The sequence below is a fragment of the Phaeacidiphilus oryzae TH49 genome (assembly GCF_000744815.1).
GTDB classification, from domain to species: Bacteria; Actinomycetota; Actinomycetes; order Streptomycetales; family Streptomycetaceae; genus Phaeacidiphilus; species Phaeacidiphilus oryzae.
The window spans coordinates 3266648-3290388 of sequence record NZ_JQMQ01000005.1 but is presented as its reverse complement, the minus strand read 5'-3'; the positions used below and the strand labels follow the sequence as shown (position 1 = coordinate 3290388).

General features: G+C 69.8%; 23 protein-coding genes. 12 read left to right on the top strand and 11 right to left on the bottom strand.

What is annotated here, in order from left to right:
• Positions 1 to 47: 47 nt before the first annotated feature.
• Positions 48 to 968 carry an alpha/beta hydrolase family protein gene (locus tag BS73_RS18380; protein WP_235215689.1) on the bottom strand — a complete coding sequence of 307 codons (921 nt, stop codon included), beginning with the start codon at positions 966 to 968 and terminating at the stop codon, positions 48 to 50.
• Between the two features lie 489 nt (positions 969 to 1457).
• On the opposite strand from BS73_RS18380, the gene BS73_RS18375 reads away from it, so the two are divergent.
• From BS73_RS18375 to BS73_RS18335, 9 genes are all read left to right on the top strand, one after another.
• Positions 1458 to 2282: a response regulator transcription factor gene (locus BS73_RS18375; RefSeq protein WP_037573918.1), complete on the top strand. Its 825-nt coding sequence runs from the start codon at positions 1458 to 1460 to the stop codon at positions 2280 to 2282.
• An 86-nt stretch (positions 2283 to 2368) separates the two neighbouring features.
• Positions 2369 to 3406 (top strand): LacI family DNA-binding transcriptional regulator, encoded by a 1038-nt coding sequence (locus BS73_RS18370; RefSeq protein ID WP_037573915.1) that lies wholly within the window; start codon positions 2369 to 2371, stop codon positions 3404 to 3406.
• 125 nt (positions 3407 to 3531) lie between these two features.
• Positions 3532 to 5004 carry a S1C family serine protease gene (locus BS73_RS18365; RefSeq protein WP_051940081.1) on the top strand — a complete coding sequence of 491 codons (1473 nt, stop codon included), beginning with the start codon at positions 3532 to 3534 and terminating at the stop codon, positions 5002 to 5004.
• A gap of 118 nt (positions 5005 to 5122) precedes the next feature.
• Positions 5123 to 5896, top strand: a complete 774-nt coding sequence (locus tag BS73_RS18360) for a response regulator transcription factor (RefSeq protein ID WP_051940080.1) — start codon at positions 5123 to 5125, stop codon at positions 5894 to 5896.
• Entirely contained in the window at positions 5893 to 7455 is a 1563-nt protein-coding gene (locus BS73_RS18355; RefSeq protein WP_084704169.1) for a sensor histidine kinase, read from the top strand. The genes BS73_RS18360 and BS73_RS18355 overlap by 4 nt, the downstream gene beginning before the upstream one ends.
• A 119-nt stretch (positions 7456 to 7574) precedes the next feature.
• A complete protein-coding gene (locus BS73_RS18350; RefSeq protein WP_037573913.1) occupies positions 7575 to 8795 on the top strand; it encodes a kynureninase in 1221 nt (406 codons plus the stop codon).
• Between the two features lie 46 nt (positions 8796 to 8841).
• Positions 8842 to 9801, top strand: coding sequence for an alpha/beta hydrolase family protein (locus BS73_RS18345; RefSeq protein ID WP_037573911.1), 960 nt, complete (start codon positions 8842 to 8844; stop codon positions 9799 to 9801).
• A 72-nt stretch (positions 9802 to 9873) separates the two neighbouring features.
• Positions 9874 to 10185 carry a GNAT family N-acetyltransferase gene (locus BS73_RS18340; protein WP_037573909.1) on the top strand — a complete coding sequence of 104 codons (312 nt, stop codon included), beginning with the start codon at positions 9874 to 9876 and terminating at the stop codon, positions 10183 to 10185.
• Positions 10154 to 11674: a recombinase family protein gene (locus BS73_RS18335; RefSeq protein ID WP_051940079.1), complete on the top strand. Its 1521-nt coding sequence runs from the start codon at positions 10154 to 10156 to the stop codon at positions 11672 to 11674. The genes BS73_RS18340 and BS73_RS18335 overlap by 32 nt, the downstream gene beginning before the upstream one ends.
• A 134-nt stretch (positions 11675 to 11808) precedes the next feature.
• Here BS73_RS18335 and BS73_RS18330 read toward each other — a convergent pair whose 3' ends face one another.
• The 5 genes from BS73_RS18330 to BS73_RS18315 all read right to left on the bottom strand — a co-directional run bounded on the left by BS73_RS18330 (position 11809) and on the right by BS73_RS18315 (position 15732).
• Positions 11809 to 13260 (bottom strand): replication initiator, encoded by a 1452-nt coding sequence (locus BS73_RS18330; RefSeq protein WP_235215447.1) that lies wholly within the window; start codon positions 13258 to 13260, stop codon positions 11809 to 11811.
• Positions 13261 to 13578: 318 nt separating this feature from the next.
• The gene (locus tag BS73_RS38275) at positions 13579 to 13743 is read right to left on the bottom strand and encodes a hypothetical protein (protein ID WP_161789674.1); all 165 of its coding nucleotides are present in this window, start codon (positions 13741 to 13743) and stop codon (positions 13579 to 13581) included.
• Entirely contained in the window at positions 13743 to 15125 is a 1383-nt protein-coding gene (locus tag BS73_RS18325; RefSeq protein WP_322987276.1) for an FtsK/SpoIIIE domain-containing protein, read from the bottom strand. Before BS73_RS18325 ends, BS73_RS38275 begins: the two co-directional genes overlap by 1 nt.
• Complete coding sequence (locus BS73_RS18320; protein WP_037573906.1) at positions 15122 to 15391, bottom strand: hypothetical protein; 270 nt, start codon at positions 15389 to 15391, stop codon at positions 15122 to 15124. Before BS73_RS18320 ends, BS73_RS18325 begins: the two co-directional genes overlap by 4 nt.
• Entirely contained in the window at positions 15388 to 15732 is a 345-nt protein-coding gene (locus BS73_RS18315; protein ID WP_235215446.1) for an SCO3933 family regulatory protein, read from the bottom strand. Before BS73_RS18315 ends, BS73_RS18320 begins: the two co-directional genes overlap by 4 nt.
• A 247-nt stretch (positions 15733 to 15979) precedes the next feature.
• Between BS73_RS18315 and BS73_RS18310 the strand changes: the two genes are divergently transcribed.
• Entirely contained in the window at positions 15980 to 16753 is a 774-nt protein-coding gene (locus BS73_RS18310; protein WP_037573901.1) for a GntR family transcriptional regulator, read from the top strand.
• 89 nt (positions 16754 to 16842) lie between these two features.
• On the opposite strand, the gene BS73_RS37495 is transcribed toward BS73_RS18310, so the two are convergent.
• The 4 genes from BS73_RS37495 to BS73_RS18295 form a co-directional block, all read right to left on the bottom strand.
• Complete coding sequence (locus tag BS73_RS37495; RefSeq protein WP_152617647.1) at positions 16843 to 17700, bottom strand: TRADD-N-associated membrane domain-containing protein; 858 nt, start codon at positions 17698 to 17700, stop codon at positions 16843 to 16845.
• Positions 17701 to 18398: 698 nt separating this feature from the next.
• Positions 18399 to 18710: a hypothetical protein gene (locus tag BS73_RS18305; protein ID WP_063837163.1), complete on the bottom strand. Its 312-nt coding sequence runs from the start codon at positions 18708 to 18710 to the stop codon at positions 18399 to 18401.
• A gap of 252 nt (positions 18711 to 18962) precedes the next feature.
• Positions 18963 to 19172: a hypothetical protein gene (locus BS73_RS18300; protein ID WP_037573900.1), complete on the bottom strand. Its 210-nt coding sequence runs from the start codon at positions 19170 to 19172 to the stop codon at positions 18963 to 18965.
• Positions 19169 to 19693, bottom strand: a complete 525-nt coding sequence (locus BS73_RS18295) for an ATP-binding protein (protein ID WP_051940077.1) — start codon at positions 19691 to 19693, stop codon at positions 19169 to 19171. The genes BS73_RS18300 and BS73_RS18295 overlap by 4 nt, the downstream gene beginning before the upstream one ends.
• A gap of 192 nt (positions 19694 to 19885) precedes the next feature.
• Between BS73_RS18295 and BS73_RS18290 the strand changes: the two genes are divergently transcribed.
• Together BS73_RS18290 and BS73_RS41115 are read left to right on the top strand one after the other, a co-directional pair.
• Positions 19886 to 21133, top strand: coding sequence for a helix-turn-helix domain-containing protein (locus tag BS73_RS18290; protein ID WP_051940076.1), 1248 nt, complete (start codon positions 19886 to 19888; stop codon positions 21131 to 21133).
• Positions 21130 to 21279: a YxiG-like protein gene (locus BS73_RS41115; RefSeq protein WP_456153932.1), complete on the top strand. Its 150-nt coding sequence runs from the start codon at positions 21130 to 21132 to the stop codon at positions 21277 to 21279. Before BS73_RS18290 ends, BS73_RS41115 begins: the two co-directional genes overlap by 4 nt.
• 1320 nt (positions 21280 to 22599) lie before the next feature.
• Here BS73_RS41115 and BS73_RS37490 read toward each other — a convergent pair.
• Complete coding sequence (locus BS73_RS37490) at positions 22600 to 23733, bottom strand: hypothetical protein (protein WP_152617646.1); 1134 nt, start codon at positions 23731 to 23733, stop codon at positions 22600 to 22602.
• Positions 23734 to 23741 lie beyond the last annotated feature (8 nt).

Below are 23741 nucleotides of genomic sequence, written 5' to 3'. Positions count from 1 at the left end.
GGGCACACCGGTCGGTCCGCCATCATGGCGGTCCGGGCCCGGCCCCGTCACGCCGCGCCCGTCGGAGGGCCCGCCAGCCAGCGTCCGATCCGCTCCAGGAGCGGCCCCGGGGCGGCGTTCTCGGCGTGCCCGAAGCCGTGCTCGATCCACAGCTCGGCGGCCGGTCCTCCGGCCGCCTGCCGGTCGTAGGCGTCGACCAGCGAGCGCGGGTGGTCGAGCGGGAAGTACGGGTCCGCGTCCCCGTGCACCACCAGCAGGCGCACGCCCCGGGCGGGCAGCAGGGCGGCCGCGCCGGTGGGCGGCAGCGGCTCGCCGTACCGCCGCACGGAGGGCTCGTAGTCCAGGGGCCGGCCGCCGCCGGTGGAGTCCGGCCACGGCACCGCGTCGATCCTGGTCTTCAGCCCGAGCCGGCCGACGACGCGGCCGAGCGGCCGCATCACCACCCAGTGGAGCCGCCGCATCGGCAGCGTTCCCCGGTAGTACCAGCGGGCCGGGGCGCTCACCGCGGCCACCGCCGACACCCGCCCGGGCTCCCCGCAGACCGCCGCGTGCCGCACCGCGACCGCGCCGCCGAGCGAGAAGCCGACGGTGACGATCCGCCGGTAGCCGAGCGAGCGCGCCCAGCCGACCGCCGCGTCCAGGTCCAGCACCTCGCGGGCGCCCACCGTGGAGCGCCCGCCGGAGCGGCCGTGTCCGCGCATCGAGAAGGTGACCACGCCCGCGTGCCGGCGGAACTCGGCGACCGCGCGGCGCACCGCCGGGCGCTCCACGGCTCCGGTGAAGCCGTGGACGACCACGATCGCCGTGCTACCGGCCGCCGCCGCGGCTGCGTCCGCGGCCGCTCGCTCCGGCTCCCCGCCTTCCGGGGCGGGGTCCGGCGCGGAATCCGGCGCGGAGTCCGGGTCCGGGTCCGGCGCGTACGGCCGGTGCTCGGCGTGGATGCGGACGCCGTCCGCCGTGGTCAGCAGCGCTTCCGCGGCCGTCCGCCAGGGCGCTGGGGAGGGCGCGGGCGCTCCCGCGGAATCGCTCCCGAGGGGGCGCCCGGCGACCGGATCGGCGCCGTGCGCAGGCGTTCCTTGGCCGGTCGAGGCCTTCGCTGCGGGGTTCATGTGGGCTATTCTCTCCGGCTAAGGGATCCGGGCAGAGTCGCCCCCGGGTCCCTTTGTGCTTTCGGTGACCGGAAACGGACAGCCGTGCGCACTAGCCGGACAGCCGCGGGCCGCCGCCCGCTGCGCCCCGACCGGAAGGCACCGCATGGGCAGACTCGCCGGCGTCACCAGCCAGCCGTCGATGAAGCACGCCACCGCTGCAGAGGACGAGGTTGCGGGACCTCGACCCGGCACCGGGGGCGACTGCCCGCGCAGCCTGGGCGTCGGCCGGTCCGACCCTCCTCTCGCCCGGCCGGCGGCGGCCGTGCCGCGGCGTACGCGACCGCCCGGAAAGGGGACTAACCGGGTATGAGTTCTCTGCTGCTGCTCACCAACGCCCTCCAACCGTCCGCCGAGGTGCTGCCCGCCCTCGGCCTCCTCCTCCACAACGTGCGGGTGGCCCCGGCCGAAGGCTCGGCCCTGATGGACGCGCCCAGCGCGGACGTCATCCTGGTCGACGGCCGCCGCGACCTGCCGCATGTACGGAGCCTCTGCCAGCTGCTGCGCTCCACCGGCCCCGGCGCCCCCGTCCTGCTCGTGGTCACCGAGGGCGGTCTGGCCGCGGTGACCGCCGAATGGGGCGTGGACGACGTGCTGCTGGACAGCGCGGGTCCGGCCGAGGTCGAGGCCCGGCTGCGGCTGGCCATGGGGCGGGCGCAGATCACGCAGGACGACAGCCCGATGGAGATCCGCAACGGCGATCTGTCGGTGGACGAGGCCACGTACAGCGCCAAGCTGAAGGGCCGGGTCCTGGACCTCACCTTCAAGGAGTTCGAGCTGCTCAAGTACCTGGCGCAGCACCCGGGCCGGGTCTTCACCCGGGCCCAGCTGCTCCAGGAGGTGTGGGGCTACGACTACTTCGGCGGCACCAGGACGGTGGACGTCCACGTCCGGCGGCTGCGCGCCAAGCTCGGCCCCGAGCACGAGCAGCTGATCGGCACGGTCCGCAACGTCGGCTACCGCTTCGTGGTGATGGACAAGGAGAAGGCGGACGGCAAGCCGGACGCCGAGGCCGAGACCGTCGGGACGGAGGCCGTCGAGGCGGAGGCCGGGCAGCCGGACTCCGGCGGTGCGTCGGACCAGGAGACGCGGGCCGCGGCGACCGCGCGGCGGCAGCCGAGCAAGTCGCGCTGAGCCGCCAGGGGAGCCCCCAGGGGAGCCCCCACCCGCTTGCCCGCCATGCCCGCGCCGGGGCGACGCGACCCGCGTAGACTCGGCGTGTGGCCAGGGTGACGCGGGATGATGTGGCGAAACTGGCCGGGACCTCCACCGCGGTCGTCAGCTACGTGATCAACAACGGCCCGCGTCCGGTCGCCCCGGCCACGCGCGAGCGTGTCCTCGCCGCCATCGCCCAGCTCGGCTACCGGCCCAACAGCGTGGCCCAGGCGATGGCCAGCCGGCGCACCAACCTGATCGGCATGGTGGTGCCGGACGCCCGGCAGCCGTTCTTCGCCGAGCTCTCGCACGCCGTGGAGCGGGTTGCCTCCGAGCGCGGGAAGCTCGTGCTGATCGGCAACTCCGACTACACCGGCGAGCGCGAGCTGCACTACATCCGGGCCTTCCTCGGCATGCGGGTGTCCGGGCTGATCCTGGTCAGCCAGGGCCCCTCGGAGTCGGCCGCGGAGGAGTTCAGGGCGCACGGCGACGCCCGGGTGGTGCTGCTGCACAGGGCCCCGCAGCCCGGCGGCGAGCGCGACGACGCGGCGGTGGTCACCGACGACATCGGCGGGGCCGAGCAGGCCACCCGCCACCTCCTCGGCCACGGCCACCCGTACGTGGCCTGCTTCGGCGGCCCGGTCGCGTCCCCCGCCCCCGGGGACCCGGTGGTGGACCACATCGAGGGCTGGGCCCGGGCGCTGCGGGGAGCCGGCATACCGACCGAGGGCCGGCTGCTGGACGCGCCCTTCGACCGCTACGGCGCCTACCGCTTCGCCGTCGACCTGCTGCGCTCGCCGCAGCGGCCGCCGGCGCTCTTCTGCTCCACCGACGACCAGGCGGTCGGCGTGCTGCGGGCGGCCCGCGAAGTGGGGCTGCGGGTGCCGGAGGACCTGGCGGTGGCCGGCTTCGACGACATCGCCGAGGCGGCCTTCACCGATCCGCCGCTGACCACGGTGGCCACCGACCGGGACGCGATGGCGCGCACCGCCGTCGACCTGGTGCTGGACGACTCCCTGCTGGTGCCCGGGTCGGACACCCCGCGGGTGCGGCGCTTCCCGAGCCGGCTGGTGGTCCGCCGCTCCTGCGGCTGCGGCGACTGACCGCCGGGCCCCCGGGCGGCGGACCTGACCGCCGCTCAGGCCGCTCTCACCCGGCGTCCCGGCTTCTCGCGGGCTTCTGAGCAGGCTCTCAGGGACCTCTCATGTTCACTGGGGACCTTGGTCCCATGACCGAGCCGTACCGGAACTCCGCAGGCGCCCCCGAACCGGGCGCGAACGACTTCGCATCCGCCGCCGGTGACTCCCGTGCGGCCGACCACCAGCACTCCGGCCACCAGCACTCCGGCCGGCCGCAGGCCGACCAGCGGCCGGGCTCCGGGTACGTCGAGTACCAGGGCGCCCCGGAGGCCCCTCGCCCGTACACCTACCGCGAGGACTTCGGCGGCGGCGCGGCGGCGTCCGCCGCGGGCGAGGACGAGACCGCCCGGCTGGCGGCCTTCCCGCCGCCCGCGCCGGGCAGCCGCGCGGCGGACGGCCACGAGGGCGCGCCCGCCTCCTCCGACGCCGGAGCCCCCTACGCCTCGGCGGCGGCCGGCTGGGGCGCGGCCGGGAACGCCGCCGGCGGCGGGGCCCCGCAGGGCGGCGCGGGCGGCCCGGGAACGCCAGGTGGCGGCGGCTGGGCCGGTTTCGGCGCCGAGGGGCCGGACGGCTCCGCGGGCGCGGCGCCCGCCCCGCGCAGGCGCGCCCGGCTGCGCAAGCCCGCGCTGCTGGTGGCCGCGGTCGCCGTGGTGGCCGCGCTGGCCGGCGGGGCCGCGGGCGGCCTGATCACCTCGCACAACTCGGGCGGCGGCACCTACACCACCGGAGCGGTGGTCACCTCCGACAGCAAGTCCACCAACACCACCGCGGCGATCGCCGCCGCCGTCACCCCGAGCGTGGTGCAGATCGACGTCACCTCCAGCAGCGAGGAGGACACCGGCACCGGCGTGGTCCTCACCTCCGGCGGGCAGATCCTGACGAACTACCACGTCATCTCGTCCGCGGTGAACAACGGCGGGACGATCAAGATAACGTTCAGCGACAACAAGACCGCCACCGGCAAGATCGTCGGGACCGACCCCAAGCTGGACGTCGCGGTGATCCAGGCCGAGGGGGTCAGCGGCCTCAAGGCGGCATCGCTCGGCGACTCCGGCAAGGTCCAGGTCGGCGACCAGGTGGTCGCCATCGGCAACCCGGACGGCCTGACCGGCACCGTCACCAGCGGCATCGTCAGCGCGCTGAACCGCAAGGTCACCGTCCAGGTGGACGAGGGGACCACGCAGAACAACGGCGGCTTCGGCTGGCCGACCTGGCCCGGGCAGAGCGAGGGCGAGGGCAGCGGCGGCAGCGGCTTCGGCGGCTTCGGCGGGTCCTCCGGCTCCGGCTCCTCGGACGCCGGCACCACCGCCACCTACAGCGCGATCCAGACCGACGCCTCGCTCAACCCCGGCAACTCCGGCGGTCCGCTGCTCAACTCCAACGGCGAGGTGATCGGCCTGAACTCGGCGATGTACAGCTCCTCCTCGTCCGGTTCCGGCTCGGGCGGCTCCGGCGGCTCCAGCAGCGAGGCGGGCAGCGTGGGGCTCGGGTTCGCCATCCCGATCGACTCCGTGAAGGCCGTGCTCGGGCAACTCCAGGCCGGTCACTCGATCACGTCCTGACCGCATCGGCCCGCCCCGCGCAGTAAGAATGGTGGCAGCCCGCCGGACGGCGCAGATCCCTGCGACGCTTCGGCGGGCCGCACCGGAATCCGACGAAGCCCACGAAGGAAGTCCCACGATGACGGCGCCCTACGGGCCTGAGTTCTCCGAGGCCGGCGACGGCGACGCGGAGAGGCGTTCCCACATCCTGGTGGTGGACGACGAGCCGGCCCTGCGTGATGCCCTGGAGAGCAGCCTCGCCTTCGAGGGCTACCAGGTCAGCACCGCCTCGGACGGGATCGAGGCGCTGGACGCGATCGCCGAGCGGCAGCCGGACCTGGTGCTGCTGGACATCATGATGCCGCGGCTCGACGGACTCACCGCGGTCCGCCGGCTGCGGGGCCGCGGCGACCATGTGCCGGTGCTGATGCTCACCGCGCGGGACGCCGTGGGGGACAGGGTCACCGGGCTCGACGTCGGCGCGGACGACTACCTCCCCAAGCCGTTCGAGCTGGACGAGCTGCTGGCCCGGGTGCGGGCGCTGCTGCGGCGCAACGCGCTGGTCGGCGCCACGGCCGCGGAGGCCGACCCGGTCGACCAGCAGGTGCTGGCCTTCCACGACCTGCGGATGAACACCGCCACCCGGGAGGTGACCCGGGCGGGCCGGTCGATCGAGCTGACCCGCACCGAGTACATGCTGCTGGAGATGTTCCTCGCGCATCCGCGCCAGGTGCTGACCCGGGAGCAGATCCTCAAGGCGGTGTGGGGCTTCGACTTCGAGCCGTCCTCCAACTCCCTCGACGTGTACGTGATGTACCTCCGCCGCAAGACCGAGGCCGGCGGCATGCCGCGCCTCGTCCACACCGTGCGCGGCGTCGGCTACGCCCTGCGCGCGCCCGAGCGGTCGGCGTGACCGGGGGCACGGGGGAGGAGCGGGAGCCGGGGGCCGGGCAGCCTGCGGAGGAGGAGCAGGACGAGGTCCTCGCGGACCGGGAGGAGGGCCGCCCCCGGCAGGGGTGGTTCACCCGGCGCCCGCTGCGCACCCGGCTGTCGATACTGACCGCGGTCGCGGTGACCATCGCGGTGGCGCTCTGCGCCTTCGCCAGCTTCTTCGCCGCACGATCGGCCATGATCGGAGAGGTCGACCAGACGCTGCGGCAGAGCGCCAGCGGACTCAACAACACCCAGGACCTGGAACACAAGATCCAGCAGGCCTGCACCATCGGCGCGGGCGGCGGCCAGGGGATCTTCGGTGCGCCGACCACCACCCCCACCCTGATCCTGGCGGACGGCACGGTGGCCTGTCCGTCGGCCGCGGACGACCGCGCCCTCCAGCCGGGCAGCCACGAGATCGCCGCCGCCGCCTCCGGGACCCGCGGACCGGGCGCCGTCTCCAGCTACCACGACGGGGTCACCCGGGCCGGCACCAAGGTGCGGGTCTACGTACAGAGCGTCGGCGACCTGGTGGACAGGACCACCGGCCAGGACATCGGGAACGCCGCCGTCGCCTACACCCAGGACCTCGGGCCGGTGACCGCCGAGCTGCGAAGGCTCGCGGTGATCCTGATCGCGGTCGCCGCCCTGGTGATCATGGGCGCCTGGGCGGCCGGCCTCTTCGTCGCCCGGACCGCGCTCAAGCCCGTGGACCGGCTGACCGAGGCGGTCGAGCACATCGCCCGCACCGAGGAGGTGGGCACCACCATCCCGGTGGAGGGCGAGGACGAGATCGCCCGGCTCAGCGAGTCCTTCAACTCCATGAGCACCGCGCTGGCCAGCTCCCGGGAGCGGCAGTCGCAGCTGATCGCGGACGCCGGGCACGAGCTGCGTACCCCGCTGACCTCGCTGCGCACCAACGTGGACCTGCTGGTGCGCTCCGAGGAGAGCGGCCGGGACCTCCCCGTGGAGACCAGGTCCAGGCTGATCCGGAACATGAAGGCGCAGATGGTGGAGCTGTCCACGCTCATCGGCGACCTCCTCCAACTGGCCCGGCCGAGCCGGCCGCAGGGGTCCGCCCCGCTGCAGGTGGTGCCCTGGCACGACCTGGTCGCGCGGGCGCTGGACCGGGCGAAGCTGCGCGGACCGGCGATCACCTTCGAGACCGACCTCCAGCCGTGGTACGTCCGCGCCGATCCGCACACGCTGGAACGGGCGGTGATGAACCTGCTGGACAACGCGGTGAAGTTCAGCCCGTCCGACGGGCGGATCGACGTCGTCCTGCGGGATGGCCGGCTGACCGTGCGGGACCGCGGCCCCGGCATCCCGCAGGACGAACTCCCGTATGTCTTCGAGCGTTTCTGGCGCTCCCCGTCGGCCCGTCAGATGCCGGGCTCCGGACTCGGGCTGGCCATCGTGGCGCAGACCGTCCGCGACATCGGCGGGGAGGTCACCATGGACCGCGCGGAACCGGGCGCGCTGGCCGCCGTCGTGCTGCCGGGCGCCCCGACGCCGCCGCCCGCGGACTTCGCGACGTAGCCGGGCGTCCCGGAGGTGACCCCGGCGGCGCCGGCCGTGACTCCCGCGGCGGCCCCGGCGGCGGCCCCGGCAGCGGCCCCGGTTTCCGGGTGAGCCGGGGCGGGGGAAAGGATTCCCCCATGAGCAGCCTGCGCACCGCCGCCACCGCGAAAGACGCCGCGGACCCCCTCGCCCCCCTGCGGGACCGCTTCCACGTCGACGACGGGGAGGTCTACCTCGATGGGAACTCCCTGGGCGCCCTGCCCCGCTCCGTCCCCGACCGCCTCGCCGAGGTGGTCGGCCACGAGTGGGGCCGCCTCCGCATCCGCTCCTGGACCGAGAGCGGCTGGTGGGAGGCGCCCCAGCGGGTCGGCGACCGGATCGCCCCGCTCCTCGGCGCGGCCCCCGGCACCACCGTCGTCGCCGACTCCACCAGCGTCAACGTCTTCAAGGCCGTGGTCGGCGGCGTCCGCCTGGCCGCCGCCCGCGACCCGCGGCGGAACGAGGTGCTGGTCGACGAGTCCACCTTCCCGACGGACGGCTACATCGCCCAGTCCGCCGCCGAGTTGACCGGTTGCGCCCTCCGCGTGCTGCCCGCCGGGGAGATCCCGGACGCGCTGACCCCGCGCACCGCCGTGGCCCTGGTCAACCACGTGGACTACCGCTCCGGCGAGCTCCGCGACCTGCCGGGCATCACGGCGGCCGTCCGCGCCGCCGGCGCCCTCTCGCTCTGGGACCTCTGCCACAGCGGCGGCGCCCTCCCCGTCGGCCTCGCCGAGCACGGCGTGGACCTCGCCGTCGGCTGCACCTACAAGTACCTGAACGGCGGCCCGGGCGCGCCCGCCTACCTGTATGTCGCGCCCGAGCACCAGGCGGACTTCCGCTCCCCGCTGCCCGGCTGGAACTCGCACCGCGACCCCTTCGGGATGGCCCCGGAGTTCACCCCCGCCGAGGGCGCCCTGCGGGGCCGGGTCGGGACCCCGGACATCCTCTCCCTCCTCGCCCTGGACGCCGCGCTGGACGTCTGGGACGAGCCGGCCGCGGAGATCACCGCGATCCGCGAGAAGTCCCTGGCCCTCACCGACTTCTTCGTCCACTGCGTGCGGGAGTACCTGCCGAAGGCCCTCGCCGACGGCAGCGTGCGGAACCTGACTCCGGAGCGGCACGACCGGCGGGGCAGCCAGATCGCCCTCCGCTGCCCCGACGCCCTCGCCCTCACCGCCGAGTTGCAGCGCCGCGGGGTCGTCGTCGACCACCGCCCGCCGGACGTCCTCCGCTTCGGCTTCACCCCCCTCTACACCCGCTTCGCGGACGCCGAGCGAGCAGCGAAGACGCTGGCCGAGGCCCTGGGGGAGGCCTAGTCGCGTAGGGTTCCCCAGCAGGGGGCCGAGGAGGAAAGAAACAGCGATGGAGCCGACCACGCGAGCGGGCCAGCCGCCTCTGCCGCAGCCCGATCCGCAGCGCGATCAGCAGCGCGGCCGGCGCGAGGTCGCGGAGGCCCGGAACGCCGCCGAGGAGGAGGCCTGCTTCAGCCACCCGGCGGTCCCGCCGGACACCGTCCTCGCCTACGGCCAACTCGCGGAGCAGATCGCCGACTTCTATCTGCCGCCGGAGTCCGCCCGGGGCGGCGGGTCGGCCCCGCTGGTGCTCTTCTTCCACGGCGGGGCCTGGCGCGCCCCGTACGACCGGGCGCACGCCTCCCCGCTGGCCTCCTTCCTCTCCGGCCGCGGCTTCGCCGTCGCGTCGGTGGAGTACCGGCGCGGCAACGGCCGTACCAGGGCCGGGCGCTGGCCGGACACCTTCGACGACCTCTCGGCCGCCGCCGACCTGCTGCCGGCGCTGGTCCGCGAGCAGGAGTGGAGCGACTGCGTCGACTCCGGCCGGGTCATCCTGTGCGGGCATTCGGCCGGCGGCCACGCCGCCCTGTGGACCGCCGCCCGGCACCGGCTGCCGCGCGGCTCCCGCTGGCGCCGGGACGCCGCCGACCCGGCCCTGGCGGGGGTGCTGGCGCTCGCGCCGATAGCCGACTTCGCGACCGCCCGCACCATGCGGGTCTGCAACGACGCGGTGGACCAACTGCTCGGCGAGGGGCCCGACATCCGCGCCCGCTCCCCGCAGCTGGACCCGGCCGCGCTGGTGCCGACGGGGATCCCGACCACCATCCTCCACGGCGCCACCGACATCGAGGTGCCGCCGCGGGTGGCCAGGACCTATGTCGCCGCGGCCGGCACCGTGGGGCAGCGGGTCCGGCTCTCGCTGCTGCCGGAGGCCGGCCACTACCCGCTGATCGACCCGGACACCCTGGCCGCCCACGCGGTCGCCGACGAGCTCACCCTGCTCGCCGCCGGGGGCGGTACGTCCGGCTGAGCGGGCCGGTCGGCCGGGCGATCGGCCGAAAACAAGGTGAACTCCGCCCTCCGGCCCCCTTACGGTCGGATCATGAGCGCCGACCCGATCATCCGTCCCATCACCGCCGACGAACTCGAGGAGTGGGGCCGGGCCGTCAACACCGGCTTCCTGCGGTCCCATCCCGAGGGCGACCTCGACCTCGCCTTCCGCCGGGAGTTCTTCGAACCGGGCCGCTCCCTGGGCGCCTTCGACCGGGACCGGGTGGTCGGCACCTTCCGCAGCATGCGCCGGGACATCACCGTCCCCGGCGGCGCCGCCGTGGTCGCCGATGCCGTCACCAATGTCATACGACGCTCGTATGGTACGGAACATGACGGAGCGCCAGAGCAAGGAGTCGGGTAGCGAGCCCACCTCGGAGAAGCCCCGGCGCAGGGGCAGGCGACGGACCGAGGAGAGCGTCAGAGGCGAGAGTGCCGCGATCTACTGCCGCATCTCGCATGCTGCGGATGACGACCAGACCGGCGTTGATCGGCAGGAGGAGATCTGCCGGGAGATCGCTGACCGGCTGGGGGTCACGGTGGACCCCAAGCACGTGTACATCGACAACAATCGCTCAGCGTGGAAGCGTGATCGACAGCGCCCTTACTGGGACTCCATGTTGATCGCGATGCAGGCGTCCGAGTTCCGCCATGTGATCGCCTATCACCCGGACCGCCTGATGCGGCAGCCGAGGGATCTCGAAGATCTGCTTCAGATCTCGGACGAGAAGAAGATTGTCCTACACGGCCAGGTCAACCGACGCGATCTCAGCGACCCCGACGATCGGTTCATCCTCCGCATCGAGGTAGCCCACGCATGCCGTTCCTCGGACGACGCTTCCCGGCGCATCCGCGACAAGTTCGACCAGAAGGCCGAGGACGGCACCCCGCACGGGGGCAAGCGAATCTTCGGCTACCAGAAGGACCGCATGACGCTGATCCCCCAAGAGGCGGAGATCATACGCGAGATCTTCGAGCGTTTCCTTGACGGTGAGTCAGCTCGGGCGATCGCCGTCAACCTAAACGAGCGCGAGATCCCCACCGCGTCCGCCGGGACCTGGAACAACTCAACCGTTCTGCGCATCCTCGACTCTCGGCACGTAGCCGGCATCCATGTGTTCCGGGGCGAGGAGATCGGTGCCGGAAGGTGGCCCGCCATAGTCGACCTGGGTACTTGGCAGGAGGTGCGCGAGCGCCGCAAGTACCGCGCGGCCCAACTCGCCGCCGCCGAGAACAGGCCGGGGAAGCGCTTCTATCTGCTGCGGGGCCTGGTCCTCTGCAAGCGCTGCGAAGTGCACATGAGCGGCTGCCGACGCTCGGAGGGAGGGAACCGAAAGGGGGCTCACTTCCGCTCGTACTCCTACCAGTGCAACCGCAGCGTCCGGCTCGACAACAAGGTGTGTCACCGCCGGATCGATGCTGAGAAGCTTGAGGACTTCGTCCAGCGCGCAGCGATCCGCTTGCTCCAGGAGCTCGATCTCTCGACGTACGACACGTCCGCCGCAGTCAACCGCGAGGCCGAGCAGACCGCGATCGCCGAAGACGAACAGCAGCTTCGAGAGCTCAACATGATGTGGGCCCGAAAGCAGCTCCTCACCAGCGAGTACCTGGAGATGAAGAAGGTGATCCAGGAGCGGCTGGCCAAGGCGCAGTCGAAGTCCGTGGTCCGTCCCGTGACCATCTTGGACGGAATCGCAGGGCCGAACGCCAAGGTGAACTTCGAGAAGCTCACCGACGAGCGCAAGAACGCGGTCCTGCGATTCCTGTTCAACGCCGTGATCATCGACGAGTCGTCCATGCCTGTCGGCGAGTTCGACTATGACCGCATCGATATCGATCCAAATCCTTTGTGATTACGATGCGTTCAGCATGCGCGCCAGGCGCCGTGCGCTTCGTTCGGAGATGCGTGTCGGGAAACGGGCCGAGACCCGATCGAGGGCCCGTTCCCGCGCGTCCGCCTCTCGCGATCTGCGTTCATCGCGCGTCGTCAGGAGCTCACCCCCGCCCGCTCGTCGGCGAGGACTTCTCGGATTACCTCCCGCATGAGGGCGAGGTCTTCGGCGATGCCTGCGGCTATGAGGGCTTCGCCGGGGGTGTGGCCGGAGCCGACGTAGTGCCAGGTGGACACGGTGTCGGTGCCGTCGTCCGTCATGAGGTACAGGTCTGGGCTGTTGGCGGAGCGGGCGTGTTCGGCGCGGGCGGCGCGGAGTTGACCGAGGGTGGTGGAGTAGGCGCGGGTCTTGGTGAGGCAGTGGCCCCGGAAGCCGAGCATGTGTGCCCAGGCGCGCAGCCGTAGGTGCGCGAACTCCGGGGCCTCACCGAGTCGCCAGGCGGTTCCGATCAGCGCCCGGACGTGCTCGGTGGTGCGTAGGCGGGGGATCTGGTCGCCGTCGGTAATGCGCCGGTCGAGGGCGCCGGCCGCTTCCACGCTCTTGGTCGTGTACTTCGCCACGTACCCCGCCACCTGATCATCTCGCAGGCCGGTTGCGTCGATGGGGTGGACGTCGAGTTGTTCGCCGAAGCGCAGCACCAGGTCTCCGACTGCGTCGGAGGGTGGGAGGGCCAGGGCGACGGCCGCGGCGGCGGTCGGGACGCATCGCGCCAGCAGTTCGGCACTGGCCCACGGGGGAGGTTCCGTGGCCGGCCCGTCGGGTCCGTCGAGGCGTAGCACGGCGTGGAAGTGGACGGCGCCGCGTGCCTGGTATTCGGCGACCTTGGCGGCGGAGATGCGGACCTGTCGGCGGATCTTGGTCCGGCCGGTCCCGGTGGCGGCGGCGAAGTGGTGGTAGAGGTTGTCGGTGAAGGCCTTCCACAGGGCGGGGGCGTGGGCGTTCCACAGCACGTGGCCGGTGTAGTCGTAGCAGCGTGCGCACAGTGGTTGGCCGATCAGGGCGTCCCCGTCGTGGTGGGTCCGGTGGCAGGCCCGGCGCTGCCCGTGCGGGCACCGGCCGCCGCGATCGGGGTGGCAGTCGCCGGCCTGGTGGACGGTGCCGAAACCGGGGGCGGTCAGGGTGACGAAGAGTCGGGGTCTGGCCTTCACGCTCTCCGGGACGTTCTTGCCGCCGAGCAGGCCGGCGCGGATCAGGTGGAAGGTGTCGCCTTGGTATTCGCGGGAGCAGGGGGCGCAGCGGCTCTCGCGGCGGTTGCGGCAGCGCACGGCGAGGCGTCCCCCGGGTTCCTCGGCGGTGGTGTAGTGCCGCAGGACGAGCCCGGTTGCGGTGTCGTAGGTGGTGCTCTGCCCGGCGAGATAGATCGGGTGGGCGCAGCCGCCGGTTGCTTGGATCTGCTGGATCCAGCGGTCACGGCCCGGCATGTGGGCGATGCGGTATAGGTCTCGGTCTTCCTCGTCGAGGGCCTTGAGGCGGTCGTCCAGGTCGAGGAAGGCGCGGCGGGCCGCAGGGCTGTCGTAGGGGTTGGGGTGCGCACAGTGCGCGGTCAAGCATCCTCCAGGGGCGGGGGGTGGGGGCCGGGCCCGGCCCGGCCGCCGAGGAGGCGAGCGGGCCGGACGCGGCAGCAAGAGTGGTGGTGCGGGCGGTGGCGCGGATCTCCATGGGGATCACTCCGTTCATCGGATGGACCGCTCATCCACGGCCTGTGGACGAGGGCGAGCGGGCGGGTCAGCGGATGGTGCCGTTGCCCCGGCAGCAGCGGCAGCGGCGCGGCCGGCTGGCGTGCGGGCGGGTGCGGCGGATGCCCTTGCACTGCGGGCAGATCACACGGCGGAACACGGGCGGGTTTCCTTTCTTCGGTGGGGTGGTCAGCCGAGGCTGTGAACGAGCCAGTGCAGCGCGGCCAGCAGCGGCACGGACATCACGGCACCGAGCAGGGTGCACACCAGGGCGATCCACACGGGCAGTTCGCCGGAGCGGATCAGCAGGAACACCACGATGCCGAGAAGGACGAACGCGGGGAGGGTGACCATCACGCGTACACCCCCGGGTGGTCGTTCGGCCCCAGGTCCCCGAGGGCGGGGGTGAGGTGGGCGTACTTCTGCGCGATGGCGCGTGCGCGCTCGGGGGTGGTGAGGGTGGAGCGGGTGCGCATCCAGCCGCCGCCCTCCTCGAAGGTGATCGCGACGCCCTTCTCTTCCTCGGTGATCTGCTGCGCCGCCGCCAACGCGTCCTTGTTCAGGTCACCGAGGGCCATCTCCGCAGTGCCGGGGTCGTTCACGCGGTGGCAGATGCGGCCGGCGAGCTGGGCGCGCAGCGCGGTCGCTCCGGGGCCCAGGTCGGAGCCGACCCGCTGTCCGGCGATGACCAGGTGGATGCCCAGGGCGGCGCCGAGCTGGGCGAGGCGGATGAGCGCGGTGGAGGTGCGGGCGACCTCATCGCGCTCGTCCCGGGTGGCCATCAGGAACAGCTCTGCCAGCTCGTCTATTAGCACGATGATCGGCACTGGGCGCAGCTTGCCGGGCAGCTCCCAGATTGAGCGGGCCCCGTGTGCGCGGCAGGTCGCCATCCGTTCCATGGCCGTCTGCACCAGGTGGGCCAGCAGTCCGGCCGCCTCACTGCGGGTGGTGGCCAGCGCCGACAGGCGCGCTTGGAAGAGGGAGAGTTCCATGCCGCCTTTCAGGTCGATGCCGACCAGGGCGACGGCTTGCCGGGCCCACTGGGAGACCGCCCCGGCCAGCAGGGTGGATTTCCCGGACTGGGTGGCGCCGACGATCAGCCAGTGCGGCATCGCTCGCAGATCCAGCATCCAGGCGCGTCCGTCCTCCCGGTTGCCCACGGTCGCGGCCAGCAGTCGGCCTGTGGCGTGGGGTGGGCGGGTCTCGGTGAGGGGGTCCCAGCCGAGCGCGCTCAGCTCCACCAGTCCGCGCCCGGGTGAGGTGACCCGCACCGCGTGCACCCGCCAGGCGTGCGCCAAGGCGTCCGCGACCGCCGCGTACTGCTCGGGGGTCTGTCCCGGGTGCAGCCGCACGGTGACCACCAGACCGCCGCGCCGGGGTCGCGGAAGCCCGAGGGTGGGCGGGATGGGCCGCAGGGCCCGGCCGCGGACCTCCACATCGCCCAGGATGCGGCGGTCGGGGCGCTTGGGGACGGCCAGGTCGGTCAGGGTCGTCAGTCGCCGCCAGGTGACCCGCATCCGCACGCAGGTGAGCGGAAAGCCGATCAGGTACCACCAGGCGTGCGGGGCGCGGGAGCGCAGGATCGGCGAGGCGATCGCCAGCGCCAGTAACAGCACCGCCAGGGCCAGTAGGACCGGGCTGGCCGTGCTGGGGCCGGCGGGGTGCTGGACGGGGTGGAGGTAGGCCCCGGAGCCGATGATCCCCGGCCGGGGCGAGGGGGCGGGATGGGTGCTCACGCGTCCTCCTTGGGGGTGTCGGTGTCCGTTCGGGCGATGACCTCGGCGGCGCTCGCGGCAGGGGTCGGCTCGTTCTCGGCCCGGGTGTTGGTGTGTTCGGTGAGCAGGTCGCGGGCGATGCCGGCGGCGCGCTCGCAGGTGGTGGCGACGTAGGGGTACAGGAGTTGGACCTCCGGCCAGGCGATGCCGGGGGCGACCTCCTCGCCCAGGTCGCCTATCTCCCACAGCAGCCGGCGCAGATCGCGCCAGTCGGGATGGTTGGTCATCCGGCGTCACCGCCCTTGACCGGCCGGGCCGGGACGGCGGAGGTGATCGCCTCGGCCCGGAAGCTGACCCCCGAGCGCCCCTCGATCTCCCACGGCGCGGCGACCAGGCCACTGACGTGGACGGCGGCGCCCTCCTCCACGTCCGGCCTGCCGGTGATCACCACGTCGATCAACTCGGCCCGCCGACCGGGCGTCTTCGCGGCCAGCGAGACGACGTAGAGGGGGTTGCCCTCGCGGTCGTACTTGGGCTCCTTGGTCTCGTAGTCGCCGATCTTCTGCTCGATCCCGACGCAGCGCAGGTGGCCGAGTCGGGTGATGTCCACGGGGATGGACCGCAACACGGGTGTACTCCTTGGTCGTTGGATGATCTCCCCGGCCGACCAGTCATCCTCGGTCGGCCGTCACCTGTCATTACAGGCTGGGATTGGCAGTATGCGCCCTCGGAGATGGGTGCGCAAGGGGTTAGCGGACATCAGTTGTCAGGACAGGTGGCATGCTGCCCTGTCTTGACGTCTACCTACGCGTGCCTATGCTGACAGGTGACGCCCACCGGTTGGGTCGGGCCCGTTCCAGGAGGCATCGAGCGCCATGGAGATCGTCCGCAATGAACCCCTGTACCAGCAGGCCGCGAAGGTCCTTCGGCAGGCCATCGCCGACGGCGAGTACCCGCCCGGCGGCATGCTCCCCTCCGAAGCCGAACTCAGCAGGCGCTACAAGATTTCCCGACCGACGGTTCGGCAGGCCATCGCTTCACTGCGCTCGGAGGGCCTGGTCGACGTGGTGATGGGCAAGGGCTCCTTCGTCCGCGCCACCGCGCCGGCGCACGCGGTCGGCATCAAGCGCCGGGTGACCAAGGCGGGGGCCAAGTACGCCACCCCGCAGGATGATTGGCCCGAGGCTGAAGCCCCCGCGGTCTACCGCGCCGACACGGACAGCGTTACCGCCCCGCTGCTCGGCCTGGTCGAGGAGGAGGCCGTCATCACCGTGGACCGCACCCTCATCCACCCCCAGCACGGCGACCGCATCCTGCACCGGGTGATCATCCCTCTGGCGACCGCCGAGGGCACCGCGCTAATCGACGACCCCGCGCGCCCCGTCGCCGAGCTGTACAGCATCCTCGCCGAGGGTGGGCGGAAGCTGGAGTGGTCAGAGACCGTCCGCGCCCGCATGCCCCACCCCGACGAGCGCACCGCGCTGGGATTGCCCGAAGCCGTGCCGCTGCTGCTCTCCTACCGTGTCACGCGGGACGCCGCCAACGGCCGGCCGCTCATTCTGGAAGAACTGCGCGCCCGCGCCGACGGCACCGCTCTGCACTATTTGATCACCGCTGAGACACCCAGAAACGGCCCGCGCAGCGTGTGACCCCTGCGTCGATGCCACGCACGCCATCGGGAATCAACAACGTGGGTTAGCCCAGTAAGCATCGTTATTTCTCACGCGGTCCAAGTGATTCATGTCCGGGCGTCGGGATTTCGGGTCCCACCAGTGTCCTTGTCGCCCGGAAGAGCCTCAGGTTCCCCCACGAGCCTGCCAAGAAGACGATCAGTCAGAATGTTCGGATCTGCTTGGTAACCCAATTCGGCGATAATAGCTCCTGCATTGAGCCTGTCCCGCATTGCAGGATCACGGACGCGATCAATCCACGCCTTCGTTTTCTCGTAGCGTTCGTCCGCCTCAACCTGTTTCTCTACGCGCTCAACGTGTGCAGAGACTTTGTCGCGAGCTTGACGAGCTTGCTTGTGCCACACGCCTCCTGCGATGGCGACGACCGCTGAGACGAAACTTGTGACCCACTTCGTGCTCTGATCTCCGTCATGAAAAAGCGCGATACCGGCTGCACTCAGTGCGATGATCGCCGCCAGACTGGCGACAGTCAGGCTCAGCCAGAAAGCCACCTTCGCCTCGGTACGCTCATCCTGAAGCGACCCATAGACAAATTCCACGCGTCGGTCCGACGACTTCCGATGCACTGCTGATGATTGGCCCTGGATCTTTATAGCAGATGCAGACGACGGGCTGTTAGTTTGAGGACCGCGGATAGTCTGGCCAGTATTGATAACGTTACTGCCACCCGTGACGATGATAGGTGGACTACGCACTTCCAACTGTTTGAGCAGAATTTCACGGCGCTTTGAGGTTCTGGACAACTCACGTATAAGCGCACTGCGAGCCTCAGCAGAAAGGTGCCCGGTACGGTTATCAATAATCAGTCTCGAACGAAGTTCCTCCAATTTTCCGTCAATCTGGGCCAGGTTCTTCGACCTGCTGGTAATTTGGCCCCTTACTTTGCGCTCACCATTGGCTGCCATGATCGACCGTTTCCCCATCCCCAATCCTGCCTGAAGAATCAGGATAGCGCCCGGCGACAAGTCAGTGTGTCGACTGCCTGCAAACGGCATGCGGGGTCGAAGATCATCCGCGAGTCCAGTGCCAGGTCCATTGGGGATCATGACTGGTGCTGAAGCGGTACCTGGCTGCCCACCACCGCAACGGGCCTATCGTCCCGGTTGTCCAGCACAGCATCCAGAACCACTGCGGCCCCCGAATGGCTGACGCCCACTCCGGGCCGGGTGTCGAAACTCTTCTTTACTGTCTCAAGGGCGGCGCTGCGCGCCGCCGCGCGGGGCGGCTTTGCCGCCCCGGCCGGGCGTGCGGCGTGGGCGCCGATCCCGGCCGGACGGCACACCGCCCCGCGCCAGTGCGAGCGGCCCGAGCGGCGGAGGCCGAGCCGCACAGCCCACCCGGGCCGCACCAGGTCCGCCCAGGTGAGCGACCCGAAAGTGCCGGCGGGCCCCGGTCGGCCCCGGGTGTCCGCAAGTGGGGACGGGGCGGGGCCGCCCGCTTCGTGAGGATGGGAGCCGTGCCGAGCGGTCAAGGGCGCCTGCGGCGTCGGCAAGCCGATGACCTCCGGTCACCCTTGACAGCCCGCCCCGCCTCCTTGTGCGGCGAGCTATCGGGCGGCCCCTCACCAGTGGCGCCCAGGTGGCCGCGCGCGGTCCGAGCCGGTTCACGCCGCGCCCTCCCCGGGGCTCTCCTCCGCGTGCTCCGTGGCGATGCTCTCCAGGAGCACGGCCAGCCACATAGCCGCCTGCGGGGTGCCCGCGAGCTTGACCACGCCCCGACCGTCCGCGAGGCTCCCGGCGCACGCGTCCATCTGCTCTGCCGGGAGACCGACCCCCGACAAGGCCGCGTTGAGCCGCCAAGCGATCTCCCGCGCACCCTTCCAACCGGTGAGGCAGTCCACGCCCGGCAGCCAGGCCCACGAGGCGGGGTCCAGGTCGGCCGGAAGCTCATGGCCCATGTTCTCGTTGCTGCACATCAGGAACAGCCCTCCCAAGGCTGACGATCCGTCAACTCCTGTTCCGAGAGCCGCATATGCACATGGCGACGGCCCCGGTACCATCAGCACCGGGGTTCGCCCCCCGGACCACCCCTTCTCTGCCGCCAAGCTGGACGGGGTGGTCCGGTTCTCATCTCTTCGGTTGTCGGTCTGTGATCCCCCGCCCCGAGGACGGGGACCAAGGGCCGGGGGATCCGCACCGCGCGCGGTTTGCCCTCCGGCGCGCAGTGGTCAACGGTCGGAGCGGAAGCGCTCCGTGCGAACCTGGGTCCAGTACCTGCGCAGCCGACGGGCCGTCAGGTCCCAGGGGTTCGAGGGGGCGTGGCGCCGCCCGAACTGGGTGTTGTAGGCGTTCAGCAGCCGATACAGGTCGCGATGAAGAAGCCACCACCACGCGGCATCGCCCGCCGCCCGCCGCAGCGCGGCCCATCGGCGGCTCATGACCTCACCGGCTCCAGATCGAAGCGGCAGAACACCGACTTGCCGCCATCCCCGTCCGGCATCCACCACACCTGATCCGCAAGCTCCCGCACGATCCCCAGGCCCCGCCCGTGATCCAGGATCAAGGCTTCCGGCACGCCCTCGGCCAGCTCCGGGCCGAACCCATCCCCTATCGGCAGGGTGGGGGGTGAGGGGTCCTCGTCCATCACGTCGATGAACAGCCAGCGCGGCCAGGCCCGCAACGTGAGCGTGATGGTCGGCCGGTAGCCCGGCTCGCACAGGTGCCGCCCCACGATCGCGTGCAGGACCGCGTTGGTGACCAGCTCCGAGACGCACAACTCCACTTCGTCGGCGATCCCGGGCAGGTCCCAGGCGATCAGCGTGCCGACCGCCATTTGCCGCGCGGCGTGCGGGGTGTCCCGCGCGTCAGCAAGGAGCGAGAGCGCTCGGAAGCGGCCCTCAGCCGCCAACCCGTCACCCCAGACTTTGCCGCCCGCCGCCGCCGGGAGCGCACCGCCCACGACCCTTCCTGTTTCCATGACACGACCCACCGTCCTTGCCAGCCGGCCGAGGCTCGTTCCTCGGACAGCAACCAAGGTCCTCCGATGTCGCGCCGTTCCCATCCCCACGATGGGCATAGGCAGCATGGGTACACTTGTGACGAGGGAGTTTGACGCTCCGTCAGGTCGTCGGCGCTCACGGGGAGAGCAGCAATGACCGGCTACACGCCACCGAGGCCCCTGCCCGCCGACGTATTGGAGCGGGAGGATGTCCGGTCCGCGCTGGCAGCGCACGACTTCGGCGAGTTCTTCCAGCTCGCCCGCAAATGGGGCGGGATCAGCTTCAACCAGATCGCCGAAGCCTGTGGCATGACCCCTAGCCGCGTCGGAGTCGTGGCCAAGGGCAAAGGCAGGATCCCGACAATCGACAAGATCAAGGAGATCTGCGACGGCCTCCGGATACCCGGGATGATGGTAGGACTGCTCCCACGCCCTTGGGAAAACGAAGGCATCAAGCAGCTATCGCTCCCGAACGGCACACATCCCGGGGCACATGGTGGCGAGGACTTCGCCCAGTCGATACGTGGAATGTCCCGTCAGCTGTTGGATCTGGATGTCCAGCTCGGTGGTATGAGCGTCGCCGACGCAGCCGTCCGGGCGTTCAAGAAGGTCCATGACCGGATAGGTCAGAGCGCGCCGGATGACCTCGGGAGCGACACCCTTGCCGCAGCGAGCGAACTTGCCGAAGTCGCCGGCTGGGTCCTCTTCGATGCCGAGAAGCACGGCCCCGCGCGCCGCTTCAACCAGGAGGCGCTGTACCTGGCGCGGCTCTCGGGTGATCGAGCCATGGAGCTGCTGATCTTGCAGAACATGGCCATGCAGGCCGGCTGGAACGGCCGGTACAGCGAAGAACTCGCGGTCGCTCGATCTGTGCTGGAACAGGGAAAGTTGTCGCCGCGAGTCGAGTCGATGTTCCGCGTACGAGAGGCCCGCGGACTCGCTCACCTGGGAGATTTGCGCGCGGCAGAAAAGTCGTTCAGCAGGGCTGAGTCTCTGACGCAGGAGAGCTTGCGTGCCGACGACCCCGCTTGGTCATGGTGGGTCACGCGGGGCGAAATTGGCGGGCACCACGGCTGGAGCCTGGTCCGCCACGGCGAGATGCAACAGGCTGTCCCACTGCTGGAGAGTTCGGCTCATGATCAGTCCGAGACCGGATATCAACTAATTTTCCTCGTGCGTCTACTCGACGCCAGTTTGCGGGCCCAAGCGTGGAGCGAGGCGGCATCAGTCGCTGCCGAGATCATGCCAATGGTTCGGGAGACGGGCTCTGCCCGCTCACTCAACGTCTTGCGCGAGACCTTGCAGCGTGAGGACAACTACGACAAGGCTCCAGCCTCCCTTCGCGATGCGCTGTCTCACATCAAGGACGTACTCGGCAGAGACCCGTACGAGATCTACTGAGCACCCGGAACGAATATCTCGGGTGTCTGTTCGGGTACTGCGTCGAGGCTGAGTGCCGCTCGGCCGTGCGTCCGGAGATCTGGGCCCGTTCGCTCGATGACCGGCTCATCGACCACGCGACCGGCGCCGAACTGGACGGTACGTAAGGGGCGTGTAGTCGCACTGCCTGTATCCCGGTGGCGAGGTACTCGCGGACTCCGCTCGCGCGCGTACGCGTGCTGACAGCCTCGGCATCGATTCCACGCGAACTGGGGCGCCGGTCTGACCGTGGCCGGCGGTGCCGCGCTCTGATGTCCTTTGTGAGCGCCCTGGCGTGTGCAGGTGGGCACCCCCGACGCTGGAGGTCGGGATGGCCCAGTGAGCCGACGCCTCAGTCCATTCAAAGTGACTAGATGGCAAAATGGCAAAGCAGAGTTATTGCAGGTGAGCGCAGCTAACGAGAGACTCCCCGCCAACCCAGATAGTGATGTTGGTCACCCGCATAGCAGGGCAAAGGACGCAAAATGGTCGTCTGTGCAAGGCGAGGGATAGTCACAACCACGTGAGCCCCGAACTATTTGTGACTAGATGCAAAAAAACCGCTTTACGATCAAGGAGTTTGCAGGTCACCGGGTGTTTAGCACCGCATGCGATCGTGCACTAAAATTTTGTCTCCTCGAAGGGAGGGGGTGAGAGATGGTGGACTTTATGACCGCAGCGGGGGGAGCCGTTGGGGGCTCAGTCGGGGTCGTAGTGCTCGCCGCCGTATTCGGCGGCGAGCGACTACGTACACGCGCCCAGCACGTGCTGAGCGTGATCTTCGCTCGCAAGCCGGCAAGCAAGTAGCGCGAAGATCATCATTCAAGAGGGGGTGACCTGGGGCTTAGCGGTCCTGGGTCACCCTCGCTTGTCAAGCGGTTCAGTCAGAGCGCTTGATAAAAGCTAGTTTACGCAGCAAGGCTGATTTTGCCCAGTGAGGGATGCCGCTAGCTGGATGATGTGGCTGGCAACCGCGCCGAACGCGGCGGCTCCGCCGGGGGACCGCCAGCCCCGGCGCTCAAGCGCGCGGAGTCGGTCGTCGTACTCGGGGGTCTGGAGCCGGACCACCCCGTCCCTAAGCCTGCGCAGCTCGTTATCGATCTGGTTCGGGGAGACGTAGGCGCCTCCCTCTTCCTCCAGCGGCATCAGGCGCTCGCCAGGGCGGTCCCATCAGCAGCCGAAGCTGAGTCGGCCGTGCCGTAGTAGGTGCGTTCGAACCCGCAGAGGAACGGGTCTGGGGCCGGCCAGCTAACCTTCACCCTGAAGAGTGGCTTCGCGGGCTACCTGATTAACGGGCAGACAGGATTGAGGTGGAGGGATCATCTCGGAGCGAGAGAGGGGCCCTGGCTGCGCGGCCAGGGATTTTTCGGAGTTGGGATTCGGAAAAGATCACAAATTTACTCTGGCGCTCCTGCTCTATATTGGTTGGCGCAGCCACCGCTTCGATCTCACCAGCATCGCTTGCATTCTTCGACGAATTTTGCGAGAGCCGCATTGTCCGCATCCACTTTTAGTGTCAAACTGATTGCGACTCTTTCTCCGTTGGCCAATTTGTCAGGAATACTACTGAACTCAAGAATCGCGTGGTCTATGAATCTACGAAAATCCTGCGCGGGCCTTTCGGCAACTCGTGCGCCCAGGTCGAAGGCTTTCGTCATGCTGTCGGGGCAGATGGCTCCCCGCATTTCCGCAGCCCAGTCAAGAAGGTCTTCATAGGCCTCGATTATGCGGGCACCAATATGCTCTATTGCCCGCGCGTCTCCCGGCGTCCCAGGGGGCCCGAATGCCGCTTCCTGCCAGTCACTTTCGAGCACCCCATGGATCCCTCCAGGTATTCGCTGAATGTCCGACAATGCTGCTCGGAGGTAGTCTTTTGCGGAGGAATCGCTTAGGTACGATCCTGTTCGTCGCCCGTGTCCACTGAGAAAGTCACGCCACTTTGGCTCTAGCCGTTCTTTTCCCTGGAGCAGTACTCCGGCGAAAAGTAGGTATTCCCACGCTTGCGGCTTCTGGGAAATAAGTAGGTGCTGCTCGTAAGTGTTTCTCGGAGGCCAATTGATCAGGGGGTCTTGTGGTTTCAGGGCGCCTATATGATTGGCGATAACATCCAATTTGCGGAGTAGGTCGTTGCTCAGGAGATTTGGAAATAGCTCCCTAACGCTCTGAAATTTCTGAAGCACCTCGGCAAAATAACTGGGGCCCCGCCAACTTACGTCGATCCCTGCGTCTCGACCCAGGGAAATAGCTTGCACGCCGATGTGTTCTGGTATTGGGTAGTTGGATAAAAATGTCCATGCTTCGATTTCCCAATCACTATTTTCTTTCAGGGTGATCGCCTTTGCGAGGTCGCCCAACATTTTTTCACGTATATCCTTATCAATTCCCTTATTTTGAACTCTCTTGAAACAGTGTGCGGCGAATATGCGCTTCTCGGATTTGAGAAACCCGTCGTTGCCTTTGTCGGGGCGATCGTCGTCTATGGGCAAAAAGTCGGAGCCGTACTCCGCCTGGAGGACGGCATCACAGAGGCGGGAGAAATCTTGGGGATTGGTGATCAACTCGATCTGTGCTTGTAGGTTCACGCAATCAG

What these genes read in the sequence shown, in the direction of transcription:
- BS73_RS18375 (WP_037573918.1), top strand. Translation starts at nt 1,458, where the DNA reads ATGAGTTCTCTGCTGCTGCTCACCAACGCCCTCCAACCGTCCGCCGAG.
- BS73_RS18365 (WP_051940081.1), top strand. Translation starts at nt 3,532, where the DNA reads ATGACCGAGCCGTACCGGAACTCCGCAGGCGCCCCCGAACCGGGCGCG.
- BS73_RS18360 (WP_051940080.1), top strand. Translation starts at nt 5,123, where the DNA reads ATGACGGCGCCCTACGGGCCTGAGTTCTCCGAGGCCGGCGACGGCGAC.
- BS73_RS18350 (WP_037573913.1), top strand. Translation starts at nt 7,575, where the DNA reads ATGAGCAGCCTGCGCACCGCCGCCACCGCGAAAGACGCCGCGGACCCC.
- BS73_RS18345 (WP_037573911.1), top strand. Translation starts at nt 8,842, where the DNA reads ATGGAGCCGACCACGCGAGCGGGCCAGCCGCCTCTGCCGCAGCCCGAT.
- BS73_RS18340 (WP_037573909.1), top strand. Translation starts at nt 9,874, where the DNA reads ATGAGCGCCGACCCGATCATCCGTCCCATCACCGCCGACGAACTCGAG.
- BS73_RS18335 (WP_051940079.1), top strand. Translation starts at nt 10,154, where the DNA reads ATGACGGAGCGCCAGAGCAAGGAGTCGGGTAGCGAGCCCACCTCGGAG.
- BS73_RS38275 (WP_161789674.1), bottom strand. Translation starts at nt 13,743, where the DNA reads ATGGTCACCCTCCCCGCGTTCGTCCTTCTCGGCATCGTGGTGTTCCTG.
- BS73_RS18320 (WP_037573906.1), bottom strand. Translation starts at nt 15,391, where the DNA reads ATGACCAACCATCCCGACTGGCGCGATCTGCGCCGGCTGCTGTGGGAG.
- BS73_RS18310 (WP_037573901.1), top strand. Translation starts at nt 15,980, where the DNA reads ATGGAGATCGTCCGCAATGAACCCCTGTACCAGCAGGCCGCGAAGGTC.
- BS73_RS37495 (WP_152617647.1), bottom strand. Translation starts at nt 17,700, where the DNA reads ATGGCAGCCAATGGTGAGCGCAAAGTAAGGGGCCAAATTACCAGCAGG.
- BS73_RS18305 (WP_063837163.1), bottom strand. Translation starts at nt 18,710, where the DNA reads ATGTGCAGCAACGAGAACATGGGCCATGAGCTTCCGGCCGACCTGGAC.
- BS73_RS18300 (WP_037573900.1), bottom strand. Translation starts at nt 19,172, where the DNA reads ATGAGCCGCCGATGGGCCGCGCTGCGGCGGGCGGCGGGCGATGCCGCG.
- BS73_RS18290 (WP_051940076.1), top strand. Translation starts at nt 19,886, where the DNA reads ATGACCGGCTACACGCCACCGAGGCCCCTGCCCGCCGACGTATTGGAG.